Genomic DNA, 26,576 nt, shown 5'->3' with positions numbered 1-26,576 from the left:
GGCTCAGTGTCTGTCGCGGGCGGCTCGGACGAGGGCGTCGAAGAGAGACTGCTGGGCGGGGTCCTCGTGGGCGGTGTCCTCCGGATGCCACTGGACGGCGGTGAACCAGCCGTGGACCCCGGGGAGTTCGAGCCCCTCCACGGTGCCGTCGGCGGCGCGCGCGGTGACCGTGAGTCCCACGCCGGCCCGTTCCACCCGCTGGTGGTGGTAGCAGGACGCCTCGACCGTCTGCGCGCCGGTGGCCTGCTCCAGCAGGGTGCCCCGCTGGATCGCCACCGGGTGCACGACGTGCCGGTGTTCGCGGTCGGGGCCGCCCATGTCCTGTTCCAGGGTGCCGCCGAGGGCCACGTTGACGACCTGGAGGCCGCGGCAGATCGCCAGCAGGGGGAGGCCCAGGTCGAGCGCCTGCCGGGCGACTTCCAGGTCGAAGACGTCCTGGAGCTCGTCGACGTCGTAGACGGCGGAGTGGGCCTCGGCGGCGCCGTACCGGTGCGGGGACAGATCCCCGCCGCCGGGCAGCAGCACCCCGTCGAAGCGGGCCAGGCGCTCGGCCGTGTCCTCGGCGGCGGGGTGGATGCTCGTCGGCTCGCCGCCCGCCCGCCACACGGCCTCGATCAGGGCGCGGGCGTTGACCTCGGCGGCGTACCGCAGCGCGGAGGTGGTGGCGGAGAAGCGGGCGGGGATCGCGATGAGGGGCCGGGTCACAGCTGGATCCAGGTGGTCTTCAGTTCGGTGTACTTCTCGATGGCGTGGACGGACTTGTCGCGGCCGTTGCCGGACTGCTTCATGCCGCCGAAGGGGACGGTGAGGTCGCCCTCCTCGTAGCAGTTGACCCAGACCGTGCCGGCCTTGAGGGCGCGGGAGACCTTGTGGGCGGTGGACAGGTCGGAGGTCCACAGGCCGGCGGCGAGGCCGTACTCGGTGGCGTTGGCCAGCCGTACCGCCTCGTCGAGGTCGTCGAAGGTGAGCACGGACAGCACCGGACCGAAGATCTCCTCGCGGGCCAGCCGCATCCCGGGGTCCACCCGGTCGAAGACGGTGGGCCGCAGATAGCTGCCGCCGGTCCCGGCCAGCGTGCGCCCGCCGCCGACGCGCAGCCGGGCGCCCTCGTCGAGGCCGGTGCCGACGTGGTCCAGGACGCGTTCCAGATGGGCCTCGCCGACCAGGGCGCCCATCTCGGTGGCCGGGTCGAGCGGGTCACCGACGCGCAGTTCCCGGGCCCGGGCGATGATCGCCTCGGTGATCTGCTCCGCGATCGAGGAGTGCACCAGGAGCCGGGAGGGCGCGGTGCACATCTCGCCCTGGTTGAAGAAGATGCCCCAGGCGGCGGTCGCGGCGGCCTTCTCCAGGTCGGGGGCGTCGGGAAGGACGATGTTCGGCGACTTGCCGCCCAGCTCCAGCCAGACGCGCTTGAGGTTGGAGTCGGCGGAGTAGCGGAGGAAGTGGCGCCCGACGGCGGTGGAGCCGGTGAAGGCGAGGACGTCCACGTCGGGGTGGAGGCCCAACGCCCGCCCCGCGACAGGGCCGTTGCCGTTCACAACGTTGAGGACGCCCGGCGGCAGACCGGCCTCGGTCGCGATGCGGCCGAGCAGGAGGGCGGACAGCGGGGAGTTCTCCGAGGGCTTCAGCACGACGGTGCAGCCGACCGCGAGGGCCGGGGCGACCTTCCAGCCCGCCAGCGTCAGCGGGAAGTTCCACGGGACGACGGCTCCCACGACGCCGGCCGGCTCCCGGGTGACCAGGGCCAGGGCCTGCGCCGACGTGTGCGGCGACTCGTCGGTGAGCTTGTCCGCCAACTGGCCGTACCAGCGGAACGTGGTGATGAGGGCGCGCAGTTCGATCTCGTAGGCGTCGGTGACGGGCTTGCCCATCTCCAGGCTGATGGTGAGCGCCAGTTCCGCACGTCGTTCTTCGAGCAGATCGGCGATCCGCGCCAGCACGCGGCCCCGCTCGGCGGGCGCCAGCCGGGGCCAGGGGCCGGAGTCGAAGGCGCGGCGGGCGGCGGCCACGGCCGCGTCCACTTCTGCCGTCCCCCCGTCCGCGACCTGGGTCAGCACCTGGCCGTCGCGGGGTGACACGGCGGCGAAGGCGGCTCCCGCACCGCCCTCGTCGGCGCCGTCGATGTGATGCGGGCCGGACAGATCCAGGGACTTGGCGCGACGCTGCCACTCCTCGTGGGTGATGGCCGGCATACGGGACCTCCAGGGATATGTTTTGGGCTCAAACGATAGCAAGGTCGTGCGGCGGCACCGGCGCGGCGACCTGCAGCGGCTGCCGGCGGGAGGTGACCGAAGTCGCCGGTGCCGGGCGGCAGCGGGATGTTGATCGCGCTGGCCGGGGCCGAGGGTCCGCCGCGCTCGGTGATGTGCCCCGAGTCGTGCGGGAAGCAGCCGTCCTGGTGGACGTAGCCTCCGGGTGACGTGCTCGGGTGTGCGGACCCGAAGGAGCTCCTCCGGAGACGGCGACGAGTTCGTGCAGGCGCCGCTTCCGCCGTAGGCCCAGCCGAACAGCTCGTGCCGGACGTACCCGGTACTCATGTGAACTCTCCGTCGGCCGGTGGGGAGCGGGTGCGGCCGGTCCCGGGCCACGGAGGAGCGGGACCGGCCACCCGTCGGGCGGGGCCTCGTCAGACGTCGGTTCTCGCCTTGCCGCGCGTCACGCGGGCGGTGAGGACACCGAGGATCAGCACCGCGGGGACGGTGATCTCCAGCCAGGCCGCCGTGGCGGAGTCGCCGCCGATGAGGGTGGTGAAGTTGTCGAGGATCAGCCAGATCGCGCCGGCGATGCCGAGCGCACCGAGGACGGGGGCGATCAGGGTGTTCCAGGGCCGGGTGTCGGCCTGGGAGCGGCGGAAGAAGACGACCACCGAGGCGGAGGTCAGGAAGTACAGGAGCATGATCCCGAGCACGGCGACCCCGCTGAACCAGGAGAACAGCGTCAGCACCGGGTCCTTGCCCGCCAGGGCGAAGGGCATGACCAGGGCCAGCGAGATCACGGTCTGGACGGTACCGGCGACCCAGGGGGAGTGGCGGCGGTTGATCGCGGTCAGACCGTGGGGCAGCAGGCCGTCGCGGCCGAGGGAGAACAGATAGCGGTTGGCGGAGTTGTGGAAGGCGAGGATGCCGGCGAAGAGGGAGGTCGCGAGCAGGATCGGCAGGGCGTCGCCGACCCAGCCGCCGAACTGGCTGGTGATCGGGGCGAAGACCCAGCTCGTGGCGTCACCGCTCGCCAGCGCCTTGCCCGCGTCGGCCGTGGCCTGGGAGGCGCCGTGCGCGGAGACGAGCATCCACGAGACGAAGGCGAAGAAGCCGGTGATCACCGTGACCGACAGGTAGGTGGCGCGCGGCACCGTCTTCTTGGGCTCCCTGGCCTCCTCGCCGTAGATGGCGGTGGCCTCGAAGCCGAACATCGACGCCACGGCGAACATCAGGGCCACACCGGGAGCGCCCTGGAGCGCGGCGTGCGGCGAGAAGCTGTCGCCGATGCCGAGTCCCTCGGGCCCGCCGCCGTTGAAGAGGGTGACCAGGGCGAAGACGATCAGGATGCTGAACTCCGCGAGGACGAACACGGCCAGCACCTTGGCGCCCATCTCGATGCCGGTCGCACCGAGGATCTGGACGATCACCATGGTGATCAGGGCCCAGACCCACCATGCGGCGTGCAGGCCGGTGTAGTGCTCGACGAGTCCGCTCACGGTCGCGCCGTAGAGCCCGTACATCGCGGCCTGGACGGCACAGTAGGAGAAGAGGGCGACACCGGCACTGCCGGAGCCGGTCGCACGGCCGAGCCCCTTGCCGATGTACGCGTAGAAGGCGCCGGCGTCCACGACATGGCGCCCCATCGCGACGAAGCCGACGGAGAACAGCAGGATCACGACGCCGACCGCGAGATAGGCGGCGGGAGCGCCGGACCCGTTGCCGATGGCCACGGCGATGGGCACGGCCCCGGCGATGCCCGTCAGCGGTGCCTGCGCGGAGAGGACGAAGAAGAGGATGCCCAGAACGCCGAGCGAGTTGGGCTTGAGTCGGCCTGCGGTGGGCTCGTCCTGCACGGTCTGGTTTCTCGGGACCGTTTGACTGTCCACGCGGATCACCTGCCAAGGGAAAGGGAAGAGGAGGTTGTTTTGAGCCAAACGAGTTGCCTCATACTGAGGCGGAACTATCCACATGGCAAGGGGGTGGGCCATGATTCTTCGGCCGCTTCCGCGCTTCTTACCAGCATGTAACAGTGCGGCGTGTCCGCCGGTGCGCCCGGTGTCGGTCCGGCGGTCTGCCGGACAGCGGTGGCCCTTCGGAGCCGGTCTACTCGTGGACGGTGATGGCCTGGAGCGGGCAGACGTCGGCGGCCTCCTGGATCTCCTCGGCGCTCGCCTCGTCGACCTCGGCCGTGTACACGTCGGAGGCCCGGGTGCGCAGGGTCAGGCGGCCCTGCTCGTCGAGGGCGAAGAGGTCGGGGGCGGCGTAGACGCACTGGCCGTGGTCCTGGCACTTGTTGAGGTCGACTTCGACACGCATGGTGTGCTCCTTGCCGGTGTTGCGGGGTGTGGTCAGCTCAGGCGGATCGGCAGCCGGGCGATGCTGCGCAGGAACTCGGTGTGGGTGAAGGCGGGCTCGCCGGCGAGTTCGATCGAGCCGAAGCGGTCGACCAGGGTGGTGAAGACGATGTCGGCCTGGGCGCGGGCGAGCACCTGGCCGGCACAGCCGTGCTGGCCCGAGCCGAAGGCGAGGTGCTGGCTGGCGGCCGCCGGGCGGGTGTGGTCGAAGCGGTCCGGGTCCGGGAAGGTCTCCGGGTCGCGGTTGGCCGATCCGATCAGCAGGATCAGGACCTCGTCGGCCGGCACGGTGACGTCGCCGATGGGCGTGTCCTGGGTGGTGAGCCGCGCGACCATCTGCTCGGGCGTCTCGATGCGCAGCACCTCGTTGATGAAGCCGGGCCGGGCGTCGGGCCGGTGGCGGTAGACGTCGATGTACTCGGGGTGTTCGGCCATCTGCCGGATGCCCTGGACGATCAGGTGCTTGATGTCGAGGTGGCCGACGGCGAAGAAGAGCAGGATCGAGAAGACGACCTCCTTCTCGCTCATGTTCCCGGCGTCCTGTTCGGCGAGGAACGCGTCGATCAGGCCCTCGCCGGGGTTGGCGCGCTTGTGGGCGACGAGTTCGCGGATGTGCTCCTCGTACCACTCGAAGGCCTCGCCGGTGATCCGCCAGTCCTCCTCGTCGGAGCCCGGGCCGAGGCTCAGGCCGATGTCGTAGGTGGCCTTCTGGATCTCCAGCATCCTGGCGGGCTCGACGCCGAAGATGTGGCAGATGGTGTCGAAGGTGGAGCGCAGGGCGAGGTCGTTCACCGCGTCGAGGGTGCCGTCCCCCTTGGCCACCTCGTCGAGTACGGCGTCCACGGAGGCCTGCATCACCTTCGCCCAGCCCTCGACGGCCTTGGGTGTGAACCAGCGGTTGGTGATGCGGCGCAGCCGCGTGTGGTCGGGGGCGTCCTGGCCCAGCACCGTGTCGTGCAGCGGCTCGGCCACGCCGAAGTCGAGTCTGCGGACGCTGAGGGTGGGGTTGCGGATCAGCTTCGCGACGTCCTGGTAGCGGGAGACCACGTACACCCCCATCGGGTGCCGGTAGACCGGGGCCTCCTGGCGGAGCCGGGCGTAGTACGGGGTGGGGTCCGCGCGGTACTCGGGGGCGCGGAACGGGAGCAGGTCGACGGCGGGCGCCTCGGTGGTCATGGGATCTCCTCGGGAACGGGATACATGGCGACCTCGAACGGGTCGGTCCCATGAGCCGAGAATTATCCATTCGGACAGCTACGTCAATGCTTCAGGAACTCGTCATCGACTCTTTACCCGTACGGAATCAAACGAGGCCCCGGACGCTGGGCGTCCGGGGCCTTGGAAAGGGCAGGTCAGGAGCTATTCGCCGGTGCTCTCGCCGTCGGCGTGGAGAAGCCGCAGAAGGGAACGAAGCTGTTCCAGAGCGGCATCGGTGACCTCCGGTTCGCCCAGCACGAGCTGGTGCAGGACGAGGCCGTCGAGGGCGGCGAAGACCAGCCGGGTCAGCGCCGGGTCGGCGCCGTCGGGAAGTATGCGCCGCAGCTCGCGGCCGGTGGCGTCGAAGTACTCGTCGTACAGGGCGCGGATCTGGGGGAGCAGCTCCGGACGGCGGCGCGACTCGAGCAGCAGCTCGTACTGGAACGCCTGGGTGGCGGGATCGGCCGTGACCATCTCGGAGAGCCCGACCGAGAAGTCCGCGACCTTGCCGGTGCCCGGTTCGAGTGCGCTGGTGCTGAGCGAGGTGCGGATCGTGTGGGCGAGGGTCTCCTCGATCAGCGCGTCACGGGAGCCGAAGTGGTGCACCACCAGACCATGGGTGACACCCGCCTCCTCGGCGACCGCCCGGTAGGTGAGCTTGCGCAGGCCTCCTCGCGCCACGACGCGTACGGCGGCGTTGAGCAGGGCCTCCCGGCCTTCTCCGTAGCCCAGCCTCTTGCGGCGGGTGCGGGTGTCCTGGGGGGTCTCGGCGGAGTCGGTCATGAGGTTGACAGTACCTGTCGCATGCGCGGGCGGGCCGCTGCCGCTCGATGCCCGGGTGCCGAACGCATGTCAGGAGCCGTACGCCGGGCCGCGACGAGGCGGGTGCGGCGACTCGTCAAGGGACGACCCCCGGGGACCGATGCTCCGGGGGTCGTCTCGCGGCCGGTGTCAGCGCCTGGGCGGGCGGATGCCGCGGAACTCCCAGTCGCCGCCGAGGGCCGTGGAGAGGACCTCCTCGGACTCGGTGGGCTGGGCGCCGACGTCGGTGCGGACGGGCGTCGGGCCGGTGACGACGTGGTTCGTCAGCCTGCCGAGTCCCTCGACCTCGACCTCGACGACATCGCCCGGCTGCACCGGCCGGGAGTTGGCCGGGGTGCCGGAGAGCAGGACGTCGCCCGGGTACAGGGTGATGGTGCGGGCGATGTCGGCGACGAGGTAGTGCATGTCCCACTTCATCTCGTCGGTCGAACCGTCCTGGACGACCTCGCCGTTGACGTATGTCTTCAGGCTCTTGCCATGGAAGTCCCAGTCGGTGACCAGGCCCGGGCCGAGCGGGCACAGGGTGTCCGAGCCCTTGACCCGGAGCATGGAACCGGCGTCGGTGTCACGGAAGTCGTGCAGGCCGTAGTCGTTGGCGATCGTGTAGCCGGCGATGTACTCACCGGCCTCGGCCGGGGAGATGTTCCGCGCGGTCCTCCCGATGACGATGGCGACCTCGCCCTCGTAGTTGAGCCACTTGCAGCCCTCGGGGCGCACGACGGCGCCCTTGTGGGAGTTGAGGGCCGAGGTCGGCTTGTGGAAGTAGGTGGGCGTGTCCGGGAGGTCGATCATGAACTCGTCGACCCGGCTGCGGTGGTTGAGGTGGACGGCGATCACCTTGGACGGCACGACCGGGGGCAGGTGCTGCGCCTCCTCGGTCTTGACGCGGCGGCCGTCCCCGGCGACGAGTTCGTCCCCTTCGACGGTGACCTGGACGGCGGCGCCGTCCAGGAGGATACGGCGGTATTCGGGCATGGCGGGGCTCCTAGAGACGGCTGTGAGGGTTGCTCGGGGTGGGCAGGCCGGTGCCGGTCCAGCCGTCGGCCGGGCGGTCGAACCAGAGATGCGCCTGACCGGTGCCGATGGAGTTCTCGTACTCCCCGTACTGGCGGCCCTTGGCGACGCAGGCCCGCTCGCCCAGGGCGCCGGCCATCATCAGGTAGTGGAAGAACTTCGCCTCGGGCTTGTACTTCCAGAACGCGTCCATGGTGTCGAGGACCTTGTCGTGCCGGCCCTCCTTGAACCAGGCGATGCGCTCGTGGTCGGCTTCCCGCGCCTCGGGCGTGAAGATGTGCACCGGGTCGCCGGCCTCGTGGTCGCGCAGTTCGCGCAGCGGCCAGAAGGTGTGCGACAGCGCACCGGAGGCGATGAGCAGGACACGACGGCCCGGGGTGGCCGCGATGCCGTCGGCGAGTGCCCGGCCCAGGCGCAGATGGTCCTCCATGTCGCCGGTCTGGCAGACACCTATGGTCACCCACCGCTTGTCCGGCAGTCCCTCGCCGAGGAACTTCCAGAGGTTGATGGTGGCGTAGTAGATCGGCAGGTACGCGTCCTCGATCGCGGTGATCCAGGTCCCGTGCTTGTCCGCGAACTTCTCGACGTTACGGGCGAGTTCGGGATCGCCCGGGAAGTCGTACGGCATCCGGCACATCCCCCGCGGCAGCTCCTCGGAGGTGAACAGCCCCGCCCGGCGCTGCTGTGCGGTGACGACGAACTCGACCGTCGTGGCCCAGTGGGAGTCGAGGACGACGACGGTGTCGTAGTCGTCGCGCTCGAACACCTCCCGGCGCAGTTCCCTCAGGCCGGTGACGAGGGTGATCTCCTTGCCCTCGTTGAGCTCCAGCCGGTCGGCCTCCGGGAGCACGATGGTGGGGACGTGGGCGAGCAGCCCGGCCCCGACGATCTCACCCATGGTTCCTCCAACCGGTGGGCGCGGTGACGGTGTTCTTCACATCGCAGTAGAAGTCGAAGCTCCAGGTGCCGCCCTCGCGCCCGACGCCGGAGTGGCGGGAGCCGCCGAAGGGCGCCTGAAGGTCGCGGACGAAGAAGCAGTTGACCCAGACCGTGCCGGCCACCAGCTGCGCGGTCACGCGTGCGGCACGCTCGGGATCGCCGGTGGCGACGGTGGCGGCGAGCCCGAAGCGGGTGTCGTTGGCGAGCCGGACGGCTTCCTCCTCGTCGCGGAAGGTCTGCAGGGTCAGGACCGGCCCGAAGACCTCCTCCTGCACGATCTCGCTGTCCTGGGCGACATCGGTGAGCAGGGTCGGCGCGTAGTACTGGCCGTCCCCCCGGTGACCGCCGATGACCGCACGGGCTCCGGAGGCGAGCGCCCGCTGCACGAAGCCGTCGATCTTCTCCAGCTGACGCGGATGGATGTTGGGCCCGATGTCGGTGGTCTCCTCGCGGGGGTCACCCTGCTTGAGGGCCGCGGCCTTCGCCACGAACCGCTGAGTGAACTCCTCCGCCACCGACTCCTCGACGAGGAACCGGGTGGCGGCGAGACACACCTGTCCGGCGTTGTCGTACTGCTCGACCGCGAGGTCCACGGCAAGGTCGAGATCGGCGTCGGCGAACACCAACAGGGGCGACTTCCCGCCGAGTTCGAGGCTGAGCGGGGTGAGGTTGCCCGAGGCCGACCCGGAGATGCGCTGGGCGGTGGGCACCGAGCCCGTGAAACTGATCCGGCGCACGTCCGGGTGCGAGGTGAGGGCGTCGCCGATCTCGGAGCCGTAGCCCTGGACCACGTTCAGCACCCCGGCCGGCAGGCCCGCCTCGGCGGCGATGTCGGCGAGGAGGGACGCGGTCAGCGGGGTCCATTCGGCGGGCTTGAGGATCACGGTGTTGCCCGCGGCGAGCGCCGGGGCGACCTTCCACGTCGACAGCATCAGCGGCGCGTTCCACGGTGTGATCAGCACGGACGGGCCCGCCGGGTCCCACGACACCTGGTTGGTGTGACCGCGGGTCTCGAAGTCCTCGTGGTCGAGCGTCAGCAGCCAGTCCGCGAAGAAGCGGAAGTTGTGCGCGACGCGAGGCATGACACCGCGGCGGTGCGAGCGCAGCAGGGCGCCGTTGTCGGTGGTCTCGACGATGGCGAGCTCTTCGATCCGCTTCTCGACCCCGTCGGCGACGGCGTGCAGGATGCGGGCGCGCTCGGCGCGGGAGGTGGCGGCCCACGCGGGGAACGCGGCCTTCGCGGCGGCGACGGCGGCCGCGGCCTCCATCGCCGTACCGCGGGAGATCTCACCGATGACGCTGCCGTCGATCGGCGAGACATCGGTGAACGTCTCGGTGGAGGCGACGCGTTCGCCGCCGATCCAGTGCCGGGTGTCGACGGCGACCCCGGCCACCGTCAGTGTGTGCTCGGTCATGTCCGGTCTCCAAGTCCTTCGATGCGTAGGGGGGTCACTCGGCACCGGACGTGCCGGACTCCAGCAGCCGCCCGCCGTCCCAGACCACGCCGACCTGGCGGTAGTACGCGGCGATCGGCTCCCGGATCTCCAGCCGGGCCAGCTCCTCGGTGGGCGCCTCGAACAGCTCCAGCTCGGCGTCCCCGACCCAGGCCTGTCCGCCCTCGCCGGAGGCCGCGCCGGACTCGATCAGCTCGTCGAGGGCGAGCCCCTTGCCGTTCTCGATCGACGGCAGCCAGCGGTGGTGGGCCATGGGGTGGCCGTTGACGAAGCCGTTGGTCTCCGACGGTTCGCGCAGGGTGACGACGGCCTGGGCGAGCCGTCGGTCGGCGGCCGCGAGGGTGGCGCCGAAGCGGGCGCCGGCCTCGATGCGGGGCGCGGGGCCGTACGGGTGGGGGCGGGTCTGGTGGATCGACCCCAGCTTTTTCGGGTAGCCCTGGTGCAGGCCGCGGGCGATGGCGAAGTCCTTGTCGACCCAGATGTAGACGCAGCGGCTGTAGGTCTGTCCCTTGTACGTGCAGCGGACGACGGCGAACGCCTCCTTGTACTGCGACAGCACCGGATCCAGCAGCTCGCCTCCCGACCCGGAACACGACTGCCAGTCGGCCCAGATCAGTGCCACCGCGCCCGGGTCCTCGTCCGCAGGCTCCAGCGGCTCGGGCAGGAGTTCGCGCACCCGCGCGGGATCGGTGCGGTACTCGACGGTGAGCAGGTCGCCCGAGTAACGCCACGGCGGCGACGGAATCAGCGACGAGGCTCCCGTCGCGGTCTTGGGGGAGAAGTAACCACGGACAGCGGACATGGCAGGTTCCTTACGCGGTGAGGGCGGGCTGCTTGAGCAGGTCGGCGCGGTAGCGGGCGGCTGCGGACACGGCGGAGGGCCCGCCGAGCGCGACCACACCGACCAGCCGGCCGCCGGTGTGGTAGCCGACCAGGACGTCGCCGTCGGGGTCGCCGTCCAGGACCCGGATGTCCTCCTTGCCGAGGACCGGGGCGCCGAAGGACTGCAGCCGGAACTCGTGCTGGTCGCTCCAGAAGGTGGGCAGCGGCGCGAACGGCGCCCACTCGTCCTCGGCGTCCGTGAGATGGGCGACCAGCGACTTCGCCGCGTGCTTGGCGGTGTCGGTGGGGATGCACCAGTGCTCGACGCGGCGCGGGACGCCGTCGTAGCGGGCGTTGGGGAAGCGGGCCACGTCCCCGACCGCGACGACCTCGGGCCGCCCGCCGACCCGCAGCCGCTCGCAGGTGAGCACGCCGTCGGTCAGGTCGAGGCCGTTGCCCTCCAGCCACTCGGTGTTGGCGAGCGAACCGACCGACTCGACCACCACGTCGGCGGGCAGTACGGTGCCGTCGCTCAGGACGACCCCGGTCACCCGGTCGTCGCCCTCGAACCCGTCGACCCCGGTGCCGAGCGCGAACCGCACCCCGCGCTCCTCGTGCCGCTTCAGCAGCGCCCTGCCGAGCAGTTCGCCGAGCGGGCCGACCATGGGCAGCGGCAGCGGGTCGACGACGGTCACCTCGCGGACCCCGAGGCCCACGGCGGTGGCGGCGACCTCGCAGCCGATGAACCCGGCGCCGACCACGACCACCCGCACGCCCGGCCGGCTCAGCTCGTCCTTCAGGCCCTGGGCGTCGTCGATGGTGCGGACCGTGTGGCGGCCGGCGAGCGGACCGGGGCAGCGCAGGCGCCGGGGGCGCATACCGGTGGCGACGACGAGTCCGTCGTAGGAGAGCGCCTCGCCGTCGTCGAACTCGACGATCCGCTCGGCGAGGCGGGAGGCGACGAGCTTCGTGCCGAGGCGCCATTCGACGTCGGCGACGCTCGCGCGGGGGCGGAAGGCCAGCGACTCGAAGGGAGCCTTGCCGGCCAGCACCTCCTTGGAGAGCGGGGGCCGGTTGTACGGCATGTGGGGCTCGTCGCCGACGAGCGTGATCGCGTCGGTCCAGCCGGCCGAGCGCAGCTGCTCGGCGGCGCGCAGGCCTGCCATGGAGGCGCCGGCCACGACGATGCGTGCATGCTTCGACGTCACGGTCGGGCCTCGATCCGGATGGCCTGGAGCGGACAGACGTCGGCGGCTTCCTCGACCTCGTCGCGCAGCGCGTCGTCGGGGTCGCTGACGTAGGCCAGCCGGCCGTTGTCGTCGAGCTGGAAGACGTCGGGAGCCGCGAAGACGCACTGGCCGTGGTCCTGGCACTTGTTCATGTCGACGACGACCTTCATGGCCGGTCCTCCTGGAGGTGAGGGCGTCGGGGCAGAGGGGGGAAGAGGGGCCCGGCCCGGGTGCGGCCGGGCCCCAGCCAGGAGGTCCGAGCACCGGGACCCCCAACTCGTTTGGCTTCAAATAACATAGGGAGTCGCCCAGTGCTGGTCAATACCTGTCCAGGTGGATAATTATTTCGGGCCGGCCTCTTGCGGGCCGGTGAAGGCGTTCTTATCGTTTGACGTCAAACAACCCGGTCGAGGTTCTCGCCGCCCGGGGGCACTTCCCCACCAGCCGCCGAGGAGACAACGGTGAGCGCATCCGAAACACCGGACATCCGTCAGCATCAGGAGCGGCTCGCCGCCCAGGGCGTCGACGTGGTCCGGGTGACCTATCCCGATCTCATCGGCACCGACCGCGCGCGTGACGTCCTGCTCGACCAGCTGCCGACGGCCTGCGGGCACGGGCTGGCCTTCTGCCGGGCGGTCTACCACACCTCGCCCCAGGGGGACGTGGTCCCCGTGGCCGGCGGTCTGGACGCGGGCCTGCCCGACATCCACGTACGCCCGGACCTCGACACCCTGGTCGCCCTGCCCTGGGAGCCCGGCGTCGCCGCCTGTCTCGGTGAAGCCATCGACCCGGCGACCGGCGCACCCGCCGCCGAGTCCCCCCGCGACCTGCTGCGTTCCGTACTCGCCCGGTGCTCCGAACAGGGGCTGCGCCCGGTGGTCGGACCCGAACTCGAGTACTTCCTGTGCGACGAGGACCCCGCGTCCGCGAGCGGCTGGAAGCGCTACTCGGGAGCGACCGGTGTCGTCTACACGGCGGGTCTGCGCGGCGACCCCGACAACCACCTGCTGCGCACCCTGCGCCTGCTGCGCGACCTGCGCATCGGCGTCACCAACGGCAACCACGAGTTCGACGGCGGCCAGTTCGAGATCAACCTGACCCACTCCGAGGCCCTGTCGGCCGCCGACCGCGCCTTCCTCTTCAAGGCCGCCGTCAAGGAGGTCGCGCGCAAGGAAGGACGGCTCGCCACCTTCATGGCCAAGCCGTTCAACGACGCGGGCGGCTCCGGCTTCCACCTCCATCTTTCCTGCGAGGCCTCCGACGAAGAAGGTGCCCGCAACGCCTTCGACGACCCGACGGGCGCGTACGGCCTCTCGGCCACCGCCCGCCACGCGATCGCCGGTGTCCTCGCGCACGCCCCGGCACTCGCCGCGCTCGCCAACCCGACCGTGAACTCGTACAAGCGCTTCGGCCCGGACACCCTCGCCCCCTGGCTGATCGACTGGGGCCTCGACAACCGCAGCGCGATGGTCCGCATCCCGCCCGAGCGCGGCGGCGGCGCCCGCCTGGAGCTGCGGCTCGGCGACGCCGGCGCCAACCCGTACCTGCTGATCGCCGGAACGATCGCCGCCGCCCTGCTCGGCGTCCAGGCCGGTGAGGAGCCGCCCGCCCCGCTGGAGGGCTACGGCTACGACACCGCCCGCGCGGCCGTGCTGCCGATGAGCCTGCCCGCCGCCCTCGACGAGCTGGAGGCGGACACCGCCCTGGCCGAGGTCCTCGGCAAGGACTTCACCGCCTCCTACCTCAGCTACAAGCGCAACGAGACCGAACGCTTCCAACGGCACGTCACCGACTGGGAGTTCACCGAGTACGCCTACCACCTGTGACGTCTGGGAGCCATCACGTGACCACTGCTCTTCCGGCCGCCGTCGAGCCCATGCCGCTCGCCGACGTCGACCTCGCGAACCTCGACAACTTCACGGACGGGGTCACCCCGTGGCGCATGTTCCACACCCTGCGCCATGAGGACCCGGTCCACTGGCAGCCCGAGGAGGCCCCGAACAAGGGCTTCTGGGCGGTGACCCGGCACGCCGACATCGCCCGCGTCGACCGGGACGCGGAGACCTTCACCTCGACGAGGTTCGTCAACCTCGAGGAGGTCGACGACGACCAGATCAAGAAGCGGGCCTCCATCCTGGAGCTGGACGGCGTCCGCCACCGCGTCCTGCGCAGCCTGATCCAGCGCCAGTTCGGCGCGAACGTCATCAACGGCTACACCGACTTCCTGCGCGGACTGACCGCCTCCACGCTGGACGCGGCGCTGGCGAAGGGAAGCTTCGACTTCGTCAAGGAGGTCTCCGCGGACTTCCCCATCAACGTCCTCGCCCGCCTCCTGGACGTGCCGCCGGAGGACAACCAGCAGCTCATCGACTGGGGCAACCGGATCATCGGCAACACCGACCCCGACTACGCCGATGTGCTGCTGCACAGCGCCGAGAGCGAGCGATTCCGGGATCTTCCCTTCCGCTCGCCGGCGTCGCTGGAGGTCTTCGAGTACGGCCGTGAGCTGGCCCGGCAGCGGCGCGGCAAGGACGGCTCCGACCTGGTGTCGAAGCTGGTCAACACCACCCCGAAGGACGGGGTGCCGCTCTCCCCGCAGGACTTCGACAACTACTTCCTGCTGCTGGTCGTCGCCGGCAACGAGACCACCCGCCACACCATCTCGCACTCCATGCTGGCCCTCCTCCAGCACCCCGAGCAGCTCGCCCGTCTCCAGAAGGACCCCTCCCTGATCCCGACGGCGGTGGAGGAGTTCCTGCGCTGGGCCTCCCCCGTCTACCACTTCCGCCGCACCGCGACCCGGGACGTGGAGCTCGGCGGCAAGAACATCAGGGAGGGCGACAAGGTCGTCATGTGGTACGCCTCCGGCAACCGTGACGAGGAGGTCTTCGGCAACCCGTACGACTTCGACGTCGCCCGGCAGCACAACGACCACGTCACCTTCGGCAAGGGCAGCCCGCACCTGTGCCTGGGCAATCTGCTCGCCCGCACCGAGATCCGGATCATGTTCGAGGAGCTGATCCCGCGGATCGCGGACATCAGACTGACCGGGGACGTGCCGCGGGTCCGCTCCAACTTCGTCAACGGCATCAAGAAGCTGCCGGTCGAGGTGACACCGGCCTGACGAGGAGCGGCCTCACGCACGCAGCCGGCCTGCGATCGAGGGGGTGCCGCAGGCCGTCTGTCGGCGGCCCGTGCGAACCGGGCCGCCGACGGCTGGGTGTCAGGCGCAGCGTGAACGCGTCACTTGGTGGGCGGTGTGACGGCGACCTTGACCAACTGCGGGGTGGTGGTGGAACCGGCCGTCTCCTTCGCGGAGGCCTTCTTCTTCGTCACCTTCTTCTTCGTCACCTTCTTCTTGGCGGTGTGCTTCTTGGCGTCGTGCTTCTTCGTGCCGTGCTTCTTCGTGGAGCCGTGTGCGGTGCCACCGGGGGCATCCTGGGAGGTCGGATCGGCGGCGATGATGTTGATCTTGGTGTCGTAGGTGCTGACGAGCGGGCCGGTGACCGACGACGGGGCGAGGGTGGTCACGTCCACCTTGTCCGTGTCCTCGTCGTACACCGCGGCGGCGGAGTAGCCGGCGTTCTGTATCTGTGTGACGGTGTCGTCCAGGATCGCGTTGATCTCGTCGTTGGTGGAGAACTGGCTGTACTCCAGGTAGATGAGCAGATTCGGGTCGGAGAACCCGGTGAAGTCGGACGGCCACTCCAGGTCGTTGGCGGCGGTGCCCCCTGTCATCACGAAGGTGGCCTCACCCGAGTCGCTCACATACTCGGTGTAGGCGTTGTTGTATTCGGCGATCTCCACCATCAGCGCCCAGTCCGCGTCGCTGATCCCCGCGTCCGACGGGGCCATCTGCGCGTACGACGGGGCGGCGGCGCCCCAGGCGAGCGACACGGACAGGATCGCGCTCACCAGCAGTGTCCTGGACTTGATTCTTCGCATGTGCCACATCCTTCTTTCCTGTTCGTTGGTGGACCACGCGCACGGTGCGCGAGGGGTCAGCGGGCCGCGGCCACCCTGGTGCGGGCGCCCTTCGCGGTGCGCGCGGGTGCCGGGGCCGGTTCCCTGCGCATGCTCTTGAGGCCGACGGTGACCGCTGCGGTGACGAGGCCGCCGGCCGCGACGGCTGCGACGAGCAGCAGGGGCTTGTCGATCCGGCCGGCCGCGAAGAGCCCGCCGTGGGGGACACCCATGCCCGCGCCGAAGGTCATGGTCAGCACTCCGGTGACGGCGCCTCCGGCCAGACAGGCTGGGATCACCCGCAGGGGGTCGCGCAGCGCGAAGGGGACCGGACCCGCCGTGACACCGCCCAGACCGAGCAGCCAGGCCACCTTGCCGTAGTGCCGCTCGGCTTCGGTGAACAGCCTGCCGCGGACCAGCGTGGCAAGCGACAGGCCCACCGACGGTGCCATACCGACCGCCGCGACCACGGCCATGAAGGTCAGGTGGTCCGGGGTGGGTTGATACGACTGGATGCCCCCGAGACCGAAACCGTAGGCGGTCTTGTAGAGGATTCCGTCGAAGTCGAAGCAGGCGATCAGCCCGAGCACGACACCGAGTGCGAGGTGGTGGCCCGAAAGCTCCAGCGTGACCAGCTTCCCGTACAGCCACGAGTCGAATCGGGCGATCTGGGGCGCGACGATCGCGGAGAAGAACACGATCGCGGTGACGATGGTGGTCAGCAGCGGGATGACCGCGTTGACCATGAGGGGGCGCCACCGATCCGGAACGGTGACTTTCCGGAGCCCTCGTGTGACGACGCCGGCGAGTACGCCGGCGGTGAGTCCCCCGAGCCAGCCGGTGTTCAGGGTCACCGCGGTCAGACCGCCCGCGAAGGCGGGGGCCAGGGTCGGCCGGCCGGCTATCCCGTAGGCGGTGTACAGGGCGACGGCCAGGCCCAGGATGTCCAGGACGAGATTGCCGCTCTGCAACATGGACATGACCCAGCTGGCGGGCCGCAGCCAGGAGAAGTTCTGACCCACGACACTCACCGAGGAGGTGTTGAGCTGCCAGCCGTCGATGGCGTAGGCGAGGGTGACCAGCAGGCCGCCGAGCGCGGTCAGGACGGCCAGCTGGCCGGTTCCGGCGCTCAGCCATCGGCCGAATCGGGTGAGGGCGCGGGCACCCGGCTCGGCGTTCTGGTCCATCGGGGCCGGAGAGGCTGAAGTGGTGGGAGACATGGTCGGGCTCCAGGTGTGTTGCGGTGCGGTGGCGTGCGATGCGGGAGGGGCGGGCCCGGGGGGCGGGGATCCGGCCGCGCTCGGCGGCGCGGCCGGCCCGCCCTATGTCCATCCGGTCGTGGTGCCCTCGGCCCTGCTGGTCCTGCTGGTCCTGCTGGTCCTGTTACTCCTGTGACAGGACGCCATGCCACTGGCTGTAGATCGCCTGCATCTTCACTCCGTACATCCGCCACTGGTAGCAGTGGCAGCCGTTCGGCGCGGTGTCGAGCCAGTCGACGATGCCCGCGTGGGAGCCGACCGCCCACGCGTTGCCGCCGAGGATGTAGACGGGCGCACCCGAGTCGCCGCCCTGGGTGATCGTGCCGTTGTTGCGGGCGGCGTTGGTTCCTCCCCTGCTGTAGGTGAAGCCGTACTGCGCGGGAGTGACACCCGACTGTTGCCCGTTTTTCCAGCTGAAGGAGTACGACGTACTGCTGATGGGGTGGCCGCAGTGGTTGAACGTCGTCTGCCCGCTCACGCAGACCTGGCTGCCCATCACCATGCCCCCGAGGCCGGTGTAGGTCAGTCTCGCCTGGCTCGTGGTGTAGCCGCCTGTCCAGATCTGGTTGTCGTACTGGTAGCCGACCATCGCCTCGATGTCGGACGGCCCGACCTTCTTGATCCAGCCCATCCAGGCGCTGTTGCCCCTGTTCTTGACGAGGTCGTGCATGTGGTAGCAGTGCCCGGCCGTGGTGAGGAAGTAGGCCTGCTGGTTGGTCTCGGGATTGACCATGTGAATCTTCCAACCGGCCGTGCACAGACTGTTGTTCGCGAGGAGTGAGGCGCCTCCGTAGAAGGGCTCCTGGTCGTTGAACCGGTCCGCCTGCTGCTCGAAGCGCGACGGGACCACTTCGACCTTGTCGCCGTAGGCGCTCTTCAGCGCGGAGACCACGGACCGGGGCGCGTCCGTGTTGACCACGATCTTGTCCAGCTCGCCGTCATAGAACGAGCCGAGGTCGTACGTGCTCCCGTCCTTGTGCCACTTGCCGGCCATGACCTCCTTCTGGACCTTGTCCACCTGGGCCTTGGTGAACCTGCTGGTGCGGATGGAGACCTTGAGCCCGTCCGGGACATCCGCGGCGGCCTTGGCCTTCTGGTCGGCGGTGGTGCCCGCGGGCAGGGTCAGTACCGGCGCGTATTCGCCCTCGGCGCCGAAGACGCCGAGGGCGGCGTGCTTCTTGGAGACCTTGTCGAGTTGCACCCACTGGGACTGGCTCGGACGTACGTGGCGCGCGTCGGACGACGTCGTCCTCGGCGCCGGTGTGTCGGCCGCCCACGAGGAGACGGGACTGATCAGGGGGACCGCCATGACGGAGGCCCCGATCAGCGCTCCGGCGAGACGTCTGGATCTTGTGGCTGGTCTCATTCTCACCCTCTCCCGACAAGGCGGACCGGGATGCGGATCCGCCGCCGGTCGCCTCGCTGTGTGTTCCATGAGAAAAGGATCAACACGGGGCAGGGGCGGGGCCATGGGTAGTTCTACGGGGTAGCGCCGAGAGCCCGTGGAGGTCAGGATGCCGACTGGTTTCTCGCCCACCAGGCGGCGATCTGCGCACGGCTGCCGAAACCGAGTTTGCTCAGGATGTTCTCTATGTGGCCGTCCACCGTGCGCGGTGACCGCTTCAGCGCGGTGCCGATCTGCCGGTTGCTCATGCCTTCGGCCACCAGGGCCGCCACTTCGCGTTCCCGGGGGGTGAGCCGGCTCGCCTCGGACGACGGCGGCGGCGGGGCGGGCGCCGCTCCTGCGGCGTCGTCGTCCAAGGCGACCGCGATGGCCTGGAGGGGGCCGTCGGCCATGGCGCCGACCGCGACCGCCCGCTCGTACGCGGTGCGCCCCAGGGCCTGTACGACATCTTCCTCGCACTGGGCGTGGCCCGCGGCCAGCGGCGGGTACGGGGCGAAGTCGGCGGTACCGAGGTCCCGCCACAGGGTGGCGGCGGCGCCCAGCTGCCGTGCCGCCTGCTCATGGTCGCCGGCCGCGGCGGTCATCCAGGCGAGGTGTTCGATCATGACCGCGGTCAGGGTGCACTCGTTGAAACCCCGCTCGAGCTGCAACGCGGCGCGGGTCCATTCGATGGCTGCCGCCAGTTCTCCCTGCTCGAAGGCGTTGGCGCCGTGTGCCCACATCGCGTGCGCGCGGCCCCACCGGTCACCGAGTGCCTCGGCGACGGCGAGTGCCTGCGCGGCGGTCTCGCCCGCGCGCGGATTCCGCACGACGGTCTGGGCGTTGGCCAACGCGACCAGGGCGGGCACGACTTCGGATCCGTCGGTCCGTGTCCTGTGGAGGGCGACCGCTTCCTCGAACCGGTCCAGCGCCTCAAGGGTGCGCCCCTGGAACAGGGCGAGAATGCCGCGCAGGCCCCGGACGTGTGCGGAGGCCAACGGGACGGCCAGTCGTTCGGCCAGTTCATCGGCCTCGTCCAGCCACCGCGTGCAGGCCGCGTAGTCGCCGTACTGCCCCGTCGCCCAGGCCGTGACCCACAGCCCCTCGACCCGGACCGGGGTGGGTTCGGGCGCGGCGGCCAGGGCCTGCTCGAGTCTGCGGCACCCCTCGCCGAGGAAGCCGCCGAGGCACCAGTGATAGCGCAGCGCGGCGGCCAGCGCCAGCGTGATCTGCGGGTCACCGGGACAGTCCAGGGCCGTCAGCAGATCGCTGTGCTCGGCACGCAGCAGGACCAGGGCCTCCACCTGGCCGGGCCCGTACCAGGAGGAGGCGATGCGCTGGGCGAGGGCGACATAGTAGTCGCGGTGCCGCAGCCGCAGGCACCCCGCTCGGCCGGACTCGGCGAGCCGCGCCCCGCCGTACTCGCGGATGGTGTCCAGCAGCCGATAGCGGGCCTGGCCCTCGCTCTCGACCGGGAGGACGACGGACTGGGCGACGAGCCGGTCCAGAAGATCCAGCACCTCGTGCGCTTCGAGGCCGTCGCCCGTGCAGATTCCCTCGGCCGCCTCCAGCGTGAAACTCTCCGGGAAGACCGACAGCCGGTTCCACAGGAGCCGCTCCGCCGGGGAGCACAGCTCGTAGCTCCATTCGATCGCCGCCCGCAGTGTGCGCTGACGCGGCGTGGCGGTGCGGCTGCCGCTGGTCAGCAACTCGAACCGGTCCTTCAGCCGCTCCAGCATCTGGTCGACGGTGAGGACACGCAGCCGTGACGCGGCGAGTTCGATCGCCAGCGGAACCCTGTCCAGATCGGTGCACAGCCGGGAAACCGCGCCGCTGGTCCTCTCGGTGATCCGGAACTCCGGCCGGACCGCGGTCGTCCGGTCCCGCAGCAGTTCGACCGCGTCCTGCTCCAGCAGAGGCGGAACGGTATGGATGTGCTCACCGACGATGCCCAGGCTCTGCCGGCTCGTCGCCAGCACACGTACCTCGGGGGCGGCCGACAGGATCCCTTTGATCAGCTCACCCGAGGCGTCGATCAGGTGTTCGCAGTTGTCTGCCACGATCAGTGCCCGCCGCCCGGCGAGCCGTACCGCGAGCTGTTCCATGACGGGCCTGGGGTCCTGGTCCGGTACGCCGAGAGCCGTCGCGGCGGCGCTCGCCACCGCCGACGGCTCCCTCACGGGTGCCAGGTCGACGAGCCAGACCCCGTCCGGGAACGACTCCGCCGACGCGACGGCGGCCTCCAGGGCGAGCCGCGTCTTGCCTATGCCGGCCATCCCGGTGAGCGTCAGCAGCCGTGTCGCCCCGAGCAGCCGACAGACATCCGCGACCTCGCGCCGCCGGCCGACGAACGTGGTGAATGCCCAGGGCAGGTTCCCCGTCCGGGACAGAGCGACGGTCACGGCCCTGGCCTCCCCTCGGTCGAGAGGGTGCGGATGAAGTGAACCAAACCACCGTAACGCCCTAATAGCGGGGTATGCTCTCTATTGGTGCGATGAGAGAGTCCGGCGCCCGTACGAAGCCGTGAGCCGTTGGGGCGTGACCACGCCTCCTTCATCCGTGTCTCAACGGGAGCGGCAGAACGGCTCCTTGCCCATCGCGGACTCGATGCCGCCGAGGATGAGCCGCTGGTACTCCTCGGCGCCGGGGAAGGAGCCGTCGGTGGCGAAGTCCTTGGCGTCGTGGCCGAGGGTGGTGAGCCAGGCCCGGCCGCCGTCGTAGTACTGGCACCAGGCCACCGGGTGGGCCCCGCCGTGCCCGGGGTGGCCCATGCTGCCGGTGACACCCTTGGCCAGGGTGGACTCGTCGACGGTGGCCAGGACACGGACCCGGGAGGGCGCGGGGACCAGGTTGTACCACTCGTCGCTGAAGGTCCAGCGCGCCGGGAGCCCCGCGGTGGAGGAGTCACGGCGGTCCTGGACGACGACGGTGCCGGTCTGTTCCGGACCGTGGTCGTAGTAGTTGGCGCCGCCCAACAGACCCTCGTACCAAGGCCAGTTGTACTCCGTACCGAAGGCGTTGTGGATGCCCGCGAAGCCTCCGCCACCCCGGATGTACTGGCGTAGGGAGGTCTGCGCCGCGTCGTCGAGGGTGTCACGGCTGGTGGAGTAGAAGACGACCGCGTTGTACTTGAACAGCTGTGCGGGAGAGGCGAGTTGGGACACGTCCTCGGTCCAGTCGACGGTGAAACCGTTGTCCTGGCCGAGCTTGACGACCGCGTTCTGTACGACGTTGGCGGCACTGAGCGCCGGGTCGAGGCCGGTCCCGAGCGCCGGTCCCAGGTTGGCGTGGCGCGGGCCGGCGGTGCGGGTGTAGAGCAGTACCCGGTAGCCGTCGGTGGCCGGGGTGAAGTTGCCCCAGTCGTGGTAGCAGCGGGGGCTGGTGCCGCGGCAGACGCCGTAGTCGGGGTCGCCGAGTTCCTGGGCGCCGGCGGCCCGCGCCTGGGCGGAGGCCTCGTACCGGCCGCCGAAGAAGGCGGCCAGGGCGACGAGGGCGACGGCCAGCGCTACGGCCAGCGGGGTGCGGGTTCTTGCCGTCATGAGGGTCGCTCCTCTCACCGTACGACGATCTTGCCGGTGGACTGCGGGAAGGCCGGATCGTTGTAGAAGTACTCGCCGGCCTTCGCGAAGGTGTGCGTGGCCGACTGGCCCGGCATGAGCAGCCCGGTGTCGAACTCGGCGTCGAAGAACGCCGCCGCGCCGTGCGGCTGCTTGTTGTCGGCCGGGTTGACGAAGGTGACCTCGGTGCCGACGGGGACGGTGAGGTGCTGGGGCGCCATGGCGGTCTGGGCGACGGTGTTCTCGGTGGTGCCGGGAGCGCCGGTCCCGGTGTCCCAGATCCGGCCGAGCGTGACCGTGTTCCTCGCGCGCTCGCCGGTCACCGCCGTCGTGCGGATCTGGTTGCGGCGGGACGGCGGAGTCGGCGCCGGAGCCTCGGCCAGCGTCCCGCCGAGCCTGAAGGCCCACAGGTGGTCGCCCTTGGGGATGTCGGGGAAGGGCAGGCCGTTGCCCCCGGCGAGCACGGCCACGTACTGTTTGCCGTCGATCTCGTACGACACGGGGATGGTGTTGACCCCGGCGCCGCACTGCCAGGTCCACAGGGTCGTACCGTCGGTGTCGTCCATCGCTTCGAGGACGCCGTCCGGGCGGCCCTGGAAGAGGACCCGGCCCGCGGTGGTGAGGATGCCGTTGCCGTGCGCGAGGGACCAGTCGCCCTCCTTGCGCCAGGCGACCGTGTTGGTGCGCGGGTCCATGGCGACCAGACCGCCGCCGAACAACTCGCCCAGCGGACGTGCGGTGTTGACCCGGCCGCCGTGGGTGTTGGAGTAGGAGGAGTTGACCAGGCCGTAGCCGATGTAGACGTATCCGGTCTTCGGGCTGAAGGAGGGGAAGCCCCAGTCCCCGCCGCCGCCCGCGCCGGGGAAGATGATCGTGGCCCGGTCCCAGAAGACCGTGTAGAGACCGCCGGCCGGGTAGAACGGCACGGGCCTGGTCGTCTTGTCGAAGCGCGGGTACGGGTCGGTGAACGGCTCCCCGCCGGGGAACGGCTGGGTCGGCGAGGTCTTCTGGTCGGCGTGCTGGGGGACCGCGCGCTCCTGCACGCCGTGGATCGCCTCACCGGTGCGCCGGTCCAGGATGTAGAACATGCAGGTCTTGGAGCCGTAGACGACGACCTTGCGCTTCCTGCCGTCGACGAGCAGGTCGGCCAGGACCGGCGCCATGACGTTGTCGGCGTCCCAGATGTCGTGGTGCACGGACTGGAAGTGCCAGCGCCGCTTGCCGGTCTTGGCGTCGATGGCGACGATCGAGTTGGCGAAGAGGTTGTCGCCACCGCGCGAGGAGCCGTCCGTACGGGGGTACGGGTTGCCGAACGTCCAGTAGACCAGGCCCAGTTCGGGGTCCACCGCCGGGTGGATCCAGGGGACCGCGCCGCCGGTCTTCCAGGAGTCGCCCTCCCAGGTGTCGTGCCCGAACTCACCGGGGCCCGGCGGTCCCCAGAACGTCCACACGACGTCACCGGTCGCGGCGTCCAGGGCGTAGCCCCGGCCCCGCGCCCCGGCCGTGGAGCCCTCGGTGCCGACGTAGATCAGGCCGTCGAAGTGGACGACCGCGCCGGCGAGTCCACCGCTGTTGCCGCCGCACTGGCCGCTGTCGTTGGAGCAGCCGTCGTCCCCGCCGTTGTCGTCCACGATCAGGGGCTTCTGCCAGACGACCGCGCCGGTCCGCCGGTCGAGGGCGTAGACGATGTTGGCGCCCGAGATGCTGAAGACCTTGCCTTCGGCGACCGCGACCCCGCGCATGTTCGTGGTCTCGGTGCCGAGGCTGGTCCTCCAGATCACCTCGCCCGTCCTGCCGTCGACGGCGAAGACGTTCTGCTGGGTGGTCTCGACGTACAGCACCCCGTCCTGCACGACGACGGTGCACTGCTGGTAGGCCGAGGTCGAGCCGCCCTCCAGGTTGACGTGCCAGGCCCCACCGAGCTTCCTGACGTTCTTCGGGGTGATGCCGCGGAGCGTGGAGTGGTTCTGGTTCCCGTAATTGCCGCCGACCTTGGGCCAGTCGGAGCCCGCGGTGCCGAGCGCGGCGGACTGCGGCGGCACGGGCAGCGCGAGGCGGGCGCCCTCTGCGGCCGCCTCGCCGCCGGAGGTCAGGGAGGCGACCGTGGCCGCGCCGCCCGCTGCGGCCGTGAGGAGGAAGGAGCGTCTTTCCATCGTTGAGTCCCCTCGATTCGATCAAGGTCCACCAGATGGTTCGCTCAACCCGTGGAATGGGTTGGCGTGATGGGGCGCCACGTTAGGGACGGCGGCGCCCCAAGGCAAGACGTATGGCAGGAGGTTCGTGTGACGCTCTTCCCAACCGACGGCTAATCGAGGGAAGTTGGTGCCGTCAGGTGGACCGGGACCATGGTGGGCGGCATGGGGCTCTTGTTGCGCCGGCCCTGCCCCGTCTCCTCCCAGGCGTGGGCGAGGATGCCGACACTGCGGCTGAGCACGAACAGGCCGCGGGCCAGGGGCGCTTCGAAGCCCAGCTCGGCGTAGATGACGGCGGTGGCGCCGTCGATGTTCATGGGTACCGGCTTCCGTCCCTCGCGCCCTCGGTTGAGGTACGTCTCGACGGCCCGGGCCGCCCGCAGATGAGCGCCCCGGACGACGCCGTCCGCCACCGCGCGGTCCACCAGGGCGAGCAGCGGATCCCGGCGTGGGTCGCGGGGATGGAAGCGGTGGCCGTACCCCGGCAGATAGGGGGAGCGGGCCCGCCACTCGCCGACGACCTCCGCCACGGCGCGGTCGAACTCGTTGACCCGCGCGTGCCGTTCGCCGATCTCGCCCAGCAGCCGTACACATTGCTGACCGGCTCCGCCGTGCACGTCCCCGAGCATGTTCACCCCGGTGGCCATCGCGCTGTTGAGCCCGACACCGCAGGTGGCGGCCATCCGGGCGGCGGCGATCGAGGGTGCCTGGGGACCGTGGTCGACGCCCGCCACCAGGGCGGCCTCCAGGAGCGCGGCCTGCTCGGGGCGGGGGAGTTCGCCGCGCAGCAGCAGCCAGATCGTCTCGACGAAGGTCGTGGTGCCGATGAGGTCCTGGACGGGATGTTCACGCAGCTCGATGACGCCGGGTTCGATCCTGCTGACGGCGGTGGCCCACCACTGGGCGACCAGGCCGTCCTGAGGGCCCGCGGTCATGAGGCCGGAGCCTCGGCGGTGGCACGCCCCCGCGCCCGCCAGTCGGCGACGAGCGTCGCGCGTTCCGCGCCGTGCTGGTCCAGCAGCGGCGGCGGGGAGGTCGGGGGGAGGGGCTCGCCGTCCACGAGCACGCCGTTGCCGCTGACCCGCAGGGAGCGGCCGGAGCCGTCGGGATAGGGCAGGTCGGTGAAGAAGCCGCGGTGCCCGAGCTGTTCGAGCTCGACGGCCTCCGGAACGGTCAGCACCCGGGCGGCCGGCACTCCGGCCGCCGACAGGATCTCCTCCCACTCCCGGGCGGTCCTTCGGCGCAGCGCCGCGTTCAGTTCGGTGTTCAGCTCCCGCCGGTGCCGCTTGCGTGCCTCCCGCTCGGCGAACCGCTCGTCGTCGAGCAGACCGGGCAGCCCGACGAGACGGCACAGCGTGACGAACTGCTCCTGCCGGTTGGCCGCGATGTTCAGCCCCCCGTCGGCGGTCTCGAAGGTTCCCGACGGTGCGGCGGTGGCGTTCTGGTCGCCCATCGGCTCCGGATCCACCCCGCTGACCAGGTAGTTGGAGACGGCCCAGCCCATCGCGGAGAGGGAGACCTCCAGCATGGAGACGTCCAGCCGGACCCCTCGTCCGGTCCGCTCCCGCCCGAGCAGTGCCGCGCTGATCGCGAGGGCCGAGCCGAGCCCGCCGAGCGAGTCGCAGACCGGGAACCCCACCCTGAGCGGCGCGGTGTCGGTGGTGCCGGTGATGCTCATCATCCCGGACAGGCCCTGGATGATCTGGTCGTAGGCCGGCGCCGCGCTCATCGGCCCCGACTGCCCGAAACCGCTGATCGAACAGCTCACCAGCCGCGGATTCAACTCCCCGAGCCGGTCGGCCCCGTACCCCATCCGGGTCAGGACCCCGGCCCGGAAGTTGTCCAGCAGGACGTCCGCGCCGCGCACCAGGTCCTCGAAGTCGGCCCGGTCGTCAGGGTTTTTGAGATCCAGGGCGAGGGATTTCTTGCCGGCGTTCTGGGCGAGGAAGGAGGCGCCGATGCCGGCCCGGTTGAGCTCCGGGTCGGGACCCAGGCTCCGGGCGAGATCGCCCCGGCCCGGCTGTTCGACCTTGACGATCTCGGCGCCGAGCAGCATGAGGTGATAACTGCAGTACGGTCCTGCGAGCACATTGGTGAGATCGAGTACGCGGATTCCTGAGAGCGGTCGTTCGGGCATGCACCGGCTCCTTCTTCGGCGGTCCGTGGGCGGAACTCAGCGGAACTTCAGCGGA

General features: G+C 70.4%; 23 protein-coding genes. 3 read left to right on the top strand and 20 right to left on the bottom strand.

What is annotated here, in order from left to right; genetic code table 11:
• Positions 1 to 3: 3 nt before the first annotated feature.
• From ACYQ8Q_RS05475 to ACYQ8Q_RS05420, 12 genes are all read right to left on the bottom strand, one after another.
• Entirely contained in the window at positions 4 to 705 is a 702-nt protein-coding gene (locus ACYQ8Q_RS05475) for a gamma-glutamyl-gamma-aminobutyrate hydrolase family protein (protein ID WP_460062439.1), read from the bottom strand.
• Complete coding sequence (locus ACYQ8Q_RS05470; protein ID WP_460062438.1) at positions 702 to 2,192, bottom strand: aldehyde dehydrogenase; 1,491 nt, start codon at positions 2,190 to 2,192, stop codon at positions 702 to 704. Before ACYQ8Q_RS05470 ends, ACYQ8Q_RS05475 begins: the two co-directional genes overlap by 4 nt.
• A 434-nt stretch (positions 2,193 to 2,626) precedes the next feature.
• On the bottom strand, positions 2,627 to 4,084 hold the full coding sequence (locus tag ACYQ8Q_RS05465; RefSeq protein WP_460062436.1) for an APC family permease: 1,458 nt from the start codon (positions 4,082 to 4,084) through the stop codon (positions 2,627 to 2,629).
• Positions 4,085 to 4,301: 217 nt separating this feature from the next.
• On the bottom strand, positions 4,302 to 4,514 hold the full coding sequence (locus tag ACYQ8Q_RS05460; protein WP_460062434.1) for a ferredoxin: 213 nt from the start codon (positions 4,512 to 4,514) through the stop codon (positions 4,302 to 4,304).
• A 32-nt stretch (positions 4,515 to 4,546) separates the two neighbouring features.
• A complete protein-coding gene (locus ACYQ8Q_RS05455) occupies positions 4,547 to 5,728 on the bottom strand; it encodes a cytochrome P450 (RefSeq protein WP_460062432.1) in 1,182 nt (393 codons plus the stop codon).
• Positions 5,729 to 5,911: 183 nt separating this feature from the next.
• The gene (locus tag ACYQ8Q_RS05450) at positions 5,912 to 6,532 is read right to left on the bottom strand and encodes a TetR/AcrR family transcriptional regulator (RefSeq protein WP_460062429.1); all 621 of its coding nucleotides are present in this window, start codon (positions 6,530 to 6,532) and stop codon (positions 5,912 to 5,914) included.
• A gap of 168 nt (positions 6,533 to 6,700) precedes the next feature.
• Positions 6,701 to 7,546, bottom strand: coding sequence for a fumarylacetoacetate hydrolase family protein (locus ACYQ8Q_RS05445; protein ID WP_460062426.1), 846 nt, complete (start codon positions 7,544 to 7,546; stop codon positions 6,701 to 6,703).
• Positions 7,547 to 7,556: 10 nt separating this feature from the next.
• Positions 7,557 to 8,483, bottom strand: a complete 927-nt coding sequence (locus ACYQ8Q_RS05440; RefSeq protein WP_460062423.1) for a 3,4-dihydroxyphenylacetate 2,3-dioxygenase — start codon at positions 8,481 to 8,483, stop codon at positions 7,557 to 7,559.
• Positions 8,476 to 9,939: an aldehyde dehydrogenase gene (locus tag ACYQ8Q_RS05435; RefSeq protein WP_460062420.1), complete on the bottom strand. Its 1,464-nt coding sequence runs from the start codon at positions 9,937 to 9,939 to the stop codon at positions 8,476 to 8,478. The genes ACYQ8Q_RS05440 and ACYQ8Q_RS05435 overlap by 8 nt, the downstream gene beginning before the upstream one ends.
• A 34-nt stretch (positions 9,940 to 9,973) precedes the next feature.
• Positions 9,974 to 10,780, bottom strand: a complete 807-nt coding sequence (locus ACYQ8Q_RS05430; protein WP_460062418.1) for an acetoacetate decarboxylase family protein — start codon at positions 10,778 to 10,780, stop codon at positions 9,974 to 9,976.
• Between the two features lie 10 nt (positions 10,781 to 10,790).
• Positions 10,791 to 11,987 (bottom strand): NAD(P)/FAD-dependent oxidoreductase, encoded by a 1,197-nt coding sequence (locus tag ACYQ8Q_RS05425; RefSeq protein ID WP_460073182.1) that lies wholly within the window; start codon positions 11,985 to 11,987, stop codon positions 10,791 to 10,793.
• 17 nt (positions 11,988 to 12,004) lie between these two features.
• Entirely contained in the window at positions 12,005 to 12,199 is a 195-nt protein-coding gene (locus ACYQ8Q_RS05420) for a ferredoxin (RefSeq protein WP_460062417.1), read from the bottom strand.
• Between the two features lie 291 nt (positions 12,200 to 12,490).
• Between ACYQ8Q_RS05420 and ACYQ8Q_RS05415 the strand changes: the two genes are divergently transcribed.
• Both ACYQ8Q_RS05415 and ACYQ8Q_RS05410 read left to right on the top strand, forming a co-directional pair.
• Complete coding sequence (locus tag ACYQ8Q_RS05415; RefSeq protein ID WP_460062415.1) at positions 12,491 to 13,855, top strand: glutamine synthetase family protein; 1,365 nt, start codon at positions 12,491 to 12,493, stop codon at positions 13,853 to 13,855.
• Positions 13,856 to 13,905: 50 nt separating this feature from the next.
• Positions 13,906 to 15,153, top strand: coding sequence for a cytochrome P450 (locus tag ACYQ8Q_RS05410; RefSeq protein ID WP_460073180.1), 1,248 nt, complete (start codon positions 13,906 to 13,908; stop codon positions 15,151 to 15,153).
• Between the two features lie 119 nt (positions 15,154 to 15,272).
• Here the strand turns inward: ACYQ8Q_RS05410 and ACYQ8Q_RS05405 are convergent, their stop codons facing one another.
• Both ACYQ8Q_RS05405 and ACYQ8Q_RS05400 read right to left on the bottom strand, forming a co-directional pair.
• Complete coding sequence (locus tag ACYQ8Q_RS05405; RefSeq protein ID WP_460062414.1) at positions 15,273 to 15,974, bottom strand: hypothetical protein; 702 nt, start codon at positions 15,972 to 15,974, stop codon at positions 15,273 to 15,275.
• A gap of 56 nt (positions 15,975 to 16,030) precedes the next feature.
• The gene (locus ACYQ8Q_RS05400; RefSeq protein WP_460062412.1) at positions 16,031 to 17,212 is read right to left on the bottom strand and encodes a fructose-specific PTS transporter subunit EIIC; all 1,182 of its coding nucleotides are present in this window, start codon (positions 17,210 to 17,212) and stop codon (positions 16,031 to 16,033) included.
• Between the two features lie 28 nt (positions 17,213 to 17,240).
• Here ACYQ8Q_RS05400 and ACYQ8Q_RS05395 point away from each other — a divergent pair, with 28 nt between their 5' ends.
• Positions 17,241 to 17,387: a hypothetical protein gene (locus tag ACYQ8Q_RS05395; RefSeq protein WP_460062410.1), complete on the top strand. Its 147-nt coding sequence runs from the start codon at positions 17,241 to 17,243 to the stop codon at positions 17,385 to 17,387.
• On the opposite strand, the gene ACYQ8Q_RS05390 is transcribed toward ACYQ8Q_RS05395, so the two are convergent.
• The 6 genes from ACYQ8Q_RS05390 to ACYQ8Q_RS05365 all read right to left on the bottom strand — a co-directional run bounded on the left by ACYQ8Q_RS05390 (position 17,376) and on the right by ACYQ8Q_RS05365 (position 26,521).
• Positions 17,376 to 18,617 (bottom strand): chymotrypsin family serine protease, encoded by a 1,242-nt coding sequence (locus tag ACYQ8Q_RS05390; protein WP_460062408.1) that lies wholly within the window; start codon positions 18,615 to 18,617, stop codon positions 17,376 to 17,378. The genes ACYQ8Q_RS05395 and ACYQ8Q_RS05390 overlap by 12 nt on opposite strands.
• Before the next feature lie 143 nt (positions 18,618 to 18,760).
• Entirely contained in the window at positions 18,761 to 21,037 is a 2,277-nt protein-coding gene (locus tag ACYQ8Q_RS05385; RefSeq protein ID WP_460062406.1) for a LuxR C-terminal-related transcriptional regulator, read from the bottom strand.
• Positions 21,038 to 21,199: 162 nt separating this feature from the next.
• Positions 21,200 to 22,174 (bottom strand): ThuA domain-containing protein, encoded by a 975-nt coding sequence (locus tag ACYQ8Q_RS05380; RefSeq protein ID WP_460062404.1) that lies wholly within the window; start codon positions 22,172 to 22,174, stop codon positions 21,200 to 21,202.
• Between the two features lie 14 nt (positions 22,175 to 22,188).
• Complete coding sequence (locus tag ACYQ8Q_RS05375) at positions 22,189 to 24,345, bottom strand: outer membrane protein assembly factor BamB family protein (protein ID WP_460062402.1); 2,157 nt, start codon at positions 24,343 to 24,345, stop codon at positions 22,189 to 22,191.
• Between the two features lie 152 nt (positions 24,346 to 24,497).
• Positions 24,498 to 25,319 carry a citryl-CoA lyase gene (locus ACYQ8Q_RS05370; protein WP_460062400.1) on the bottom strand — a complete coding sequence of 274 codons (822 nt, stop codon included), beginning with the start codon at positions 25,317 to 25,319 and terminating at the stop codon, positions 24,498 to 24,500.
• Positions 25,316 to 26,521 carry a CaiB/BaiF CoA transferase family protein gene (locus ACYQ8Q_RS05365; protein ID WP_460062398.1) on the bottom strand — a complete coding sequence of 402 codons (1,206 nt, stop codon included), beginning with the start codon at positions 26,519 to 26,521 and terminating at the stop codon, positions 25,316 to 25,318. The genes ACYQ8Q_RS05370 and ACYQ8Q_RS05365 overlap by 4 nt, the downstream gene beginning before the upstream one ends.
• Positions 26,522 to 26,576: the final 55 nt, after the last annotated feature.

The organism is Streptomyces sp. YKOK-I1 (assembly GCF_054660435.1).
This window is presented reverse-complemented; position numbering and strand designations above follow the sequence as displayed.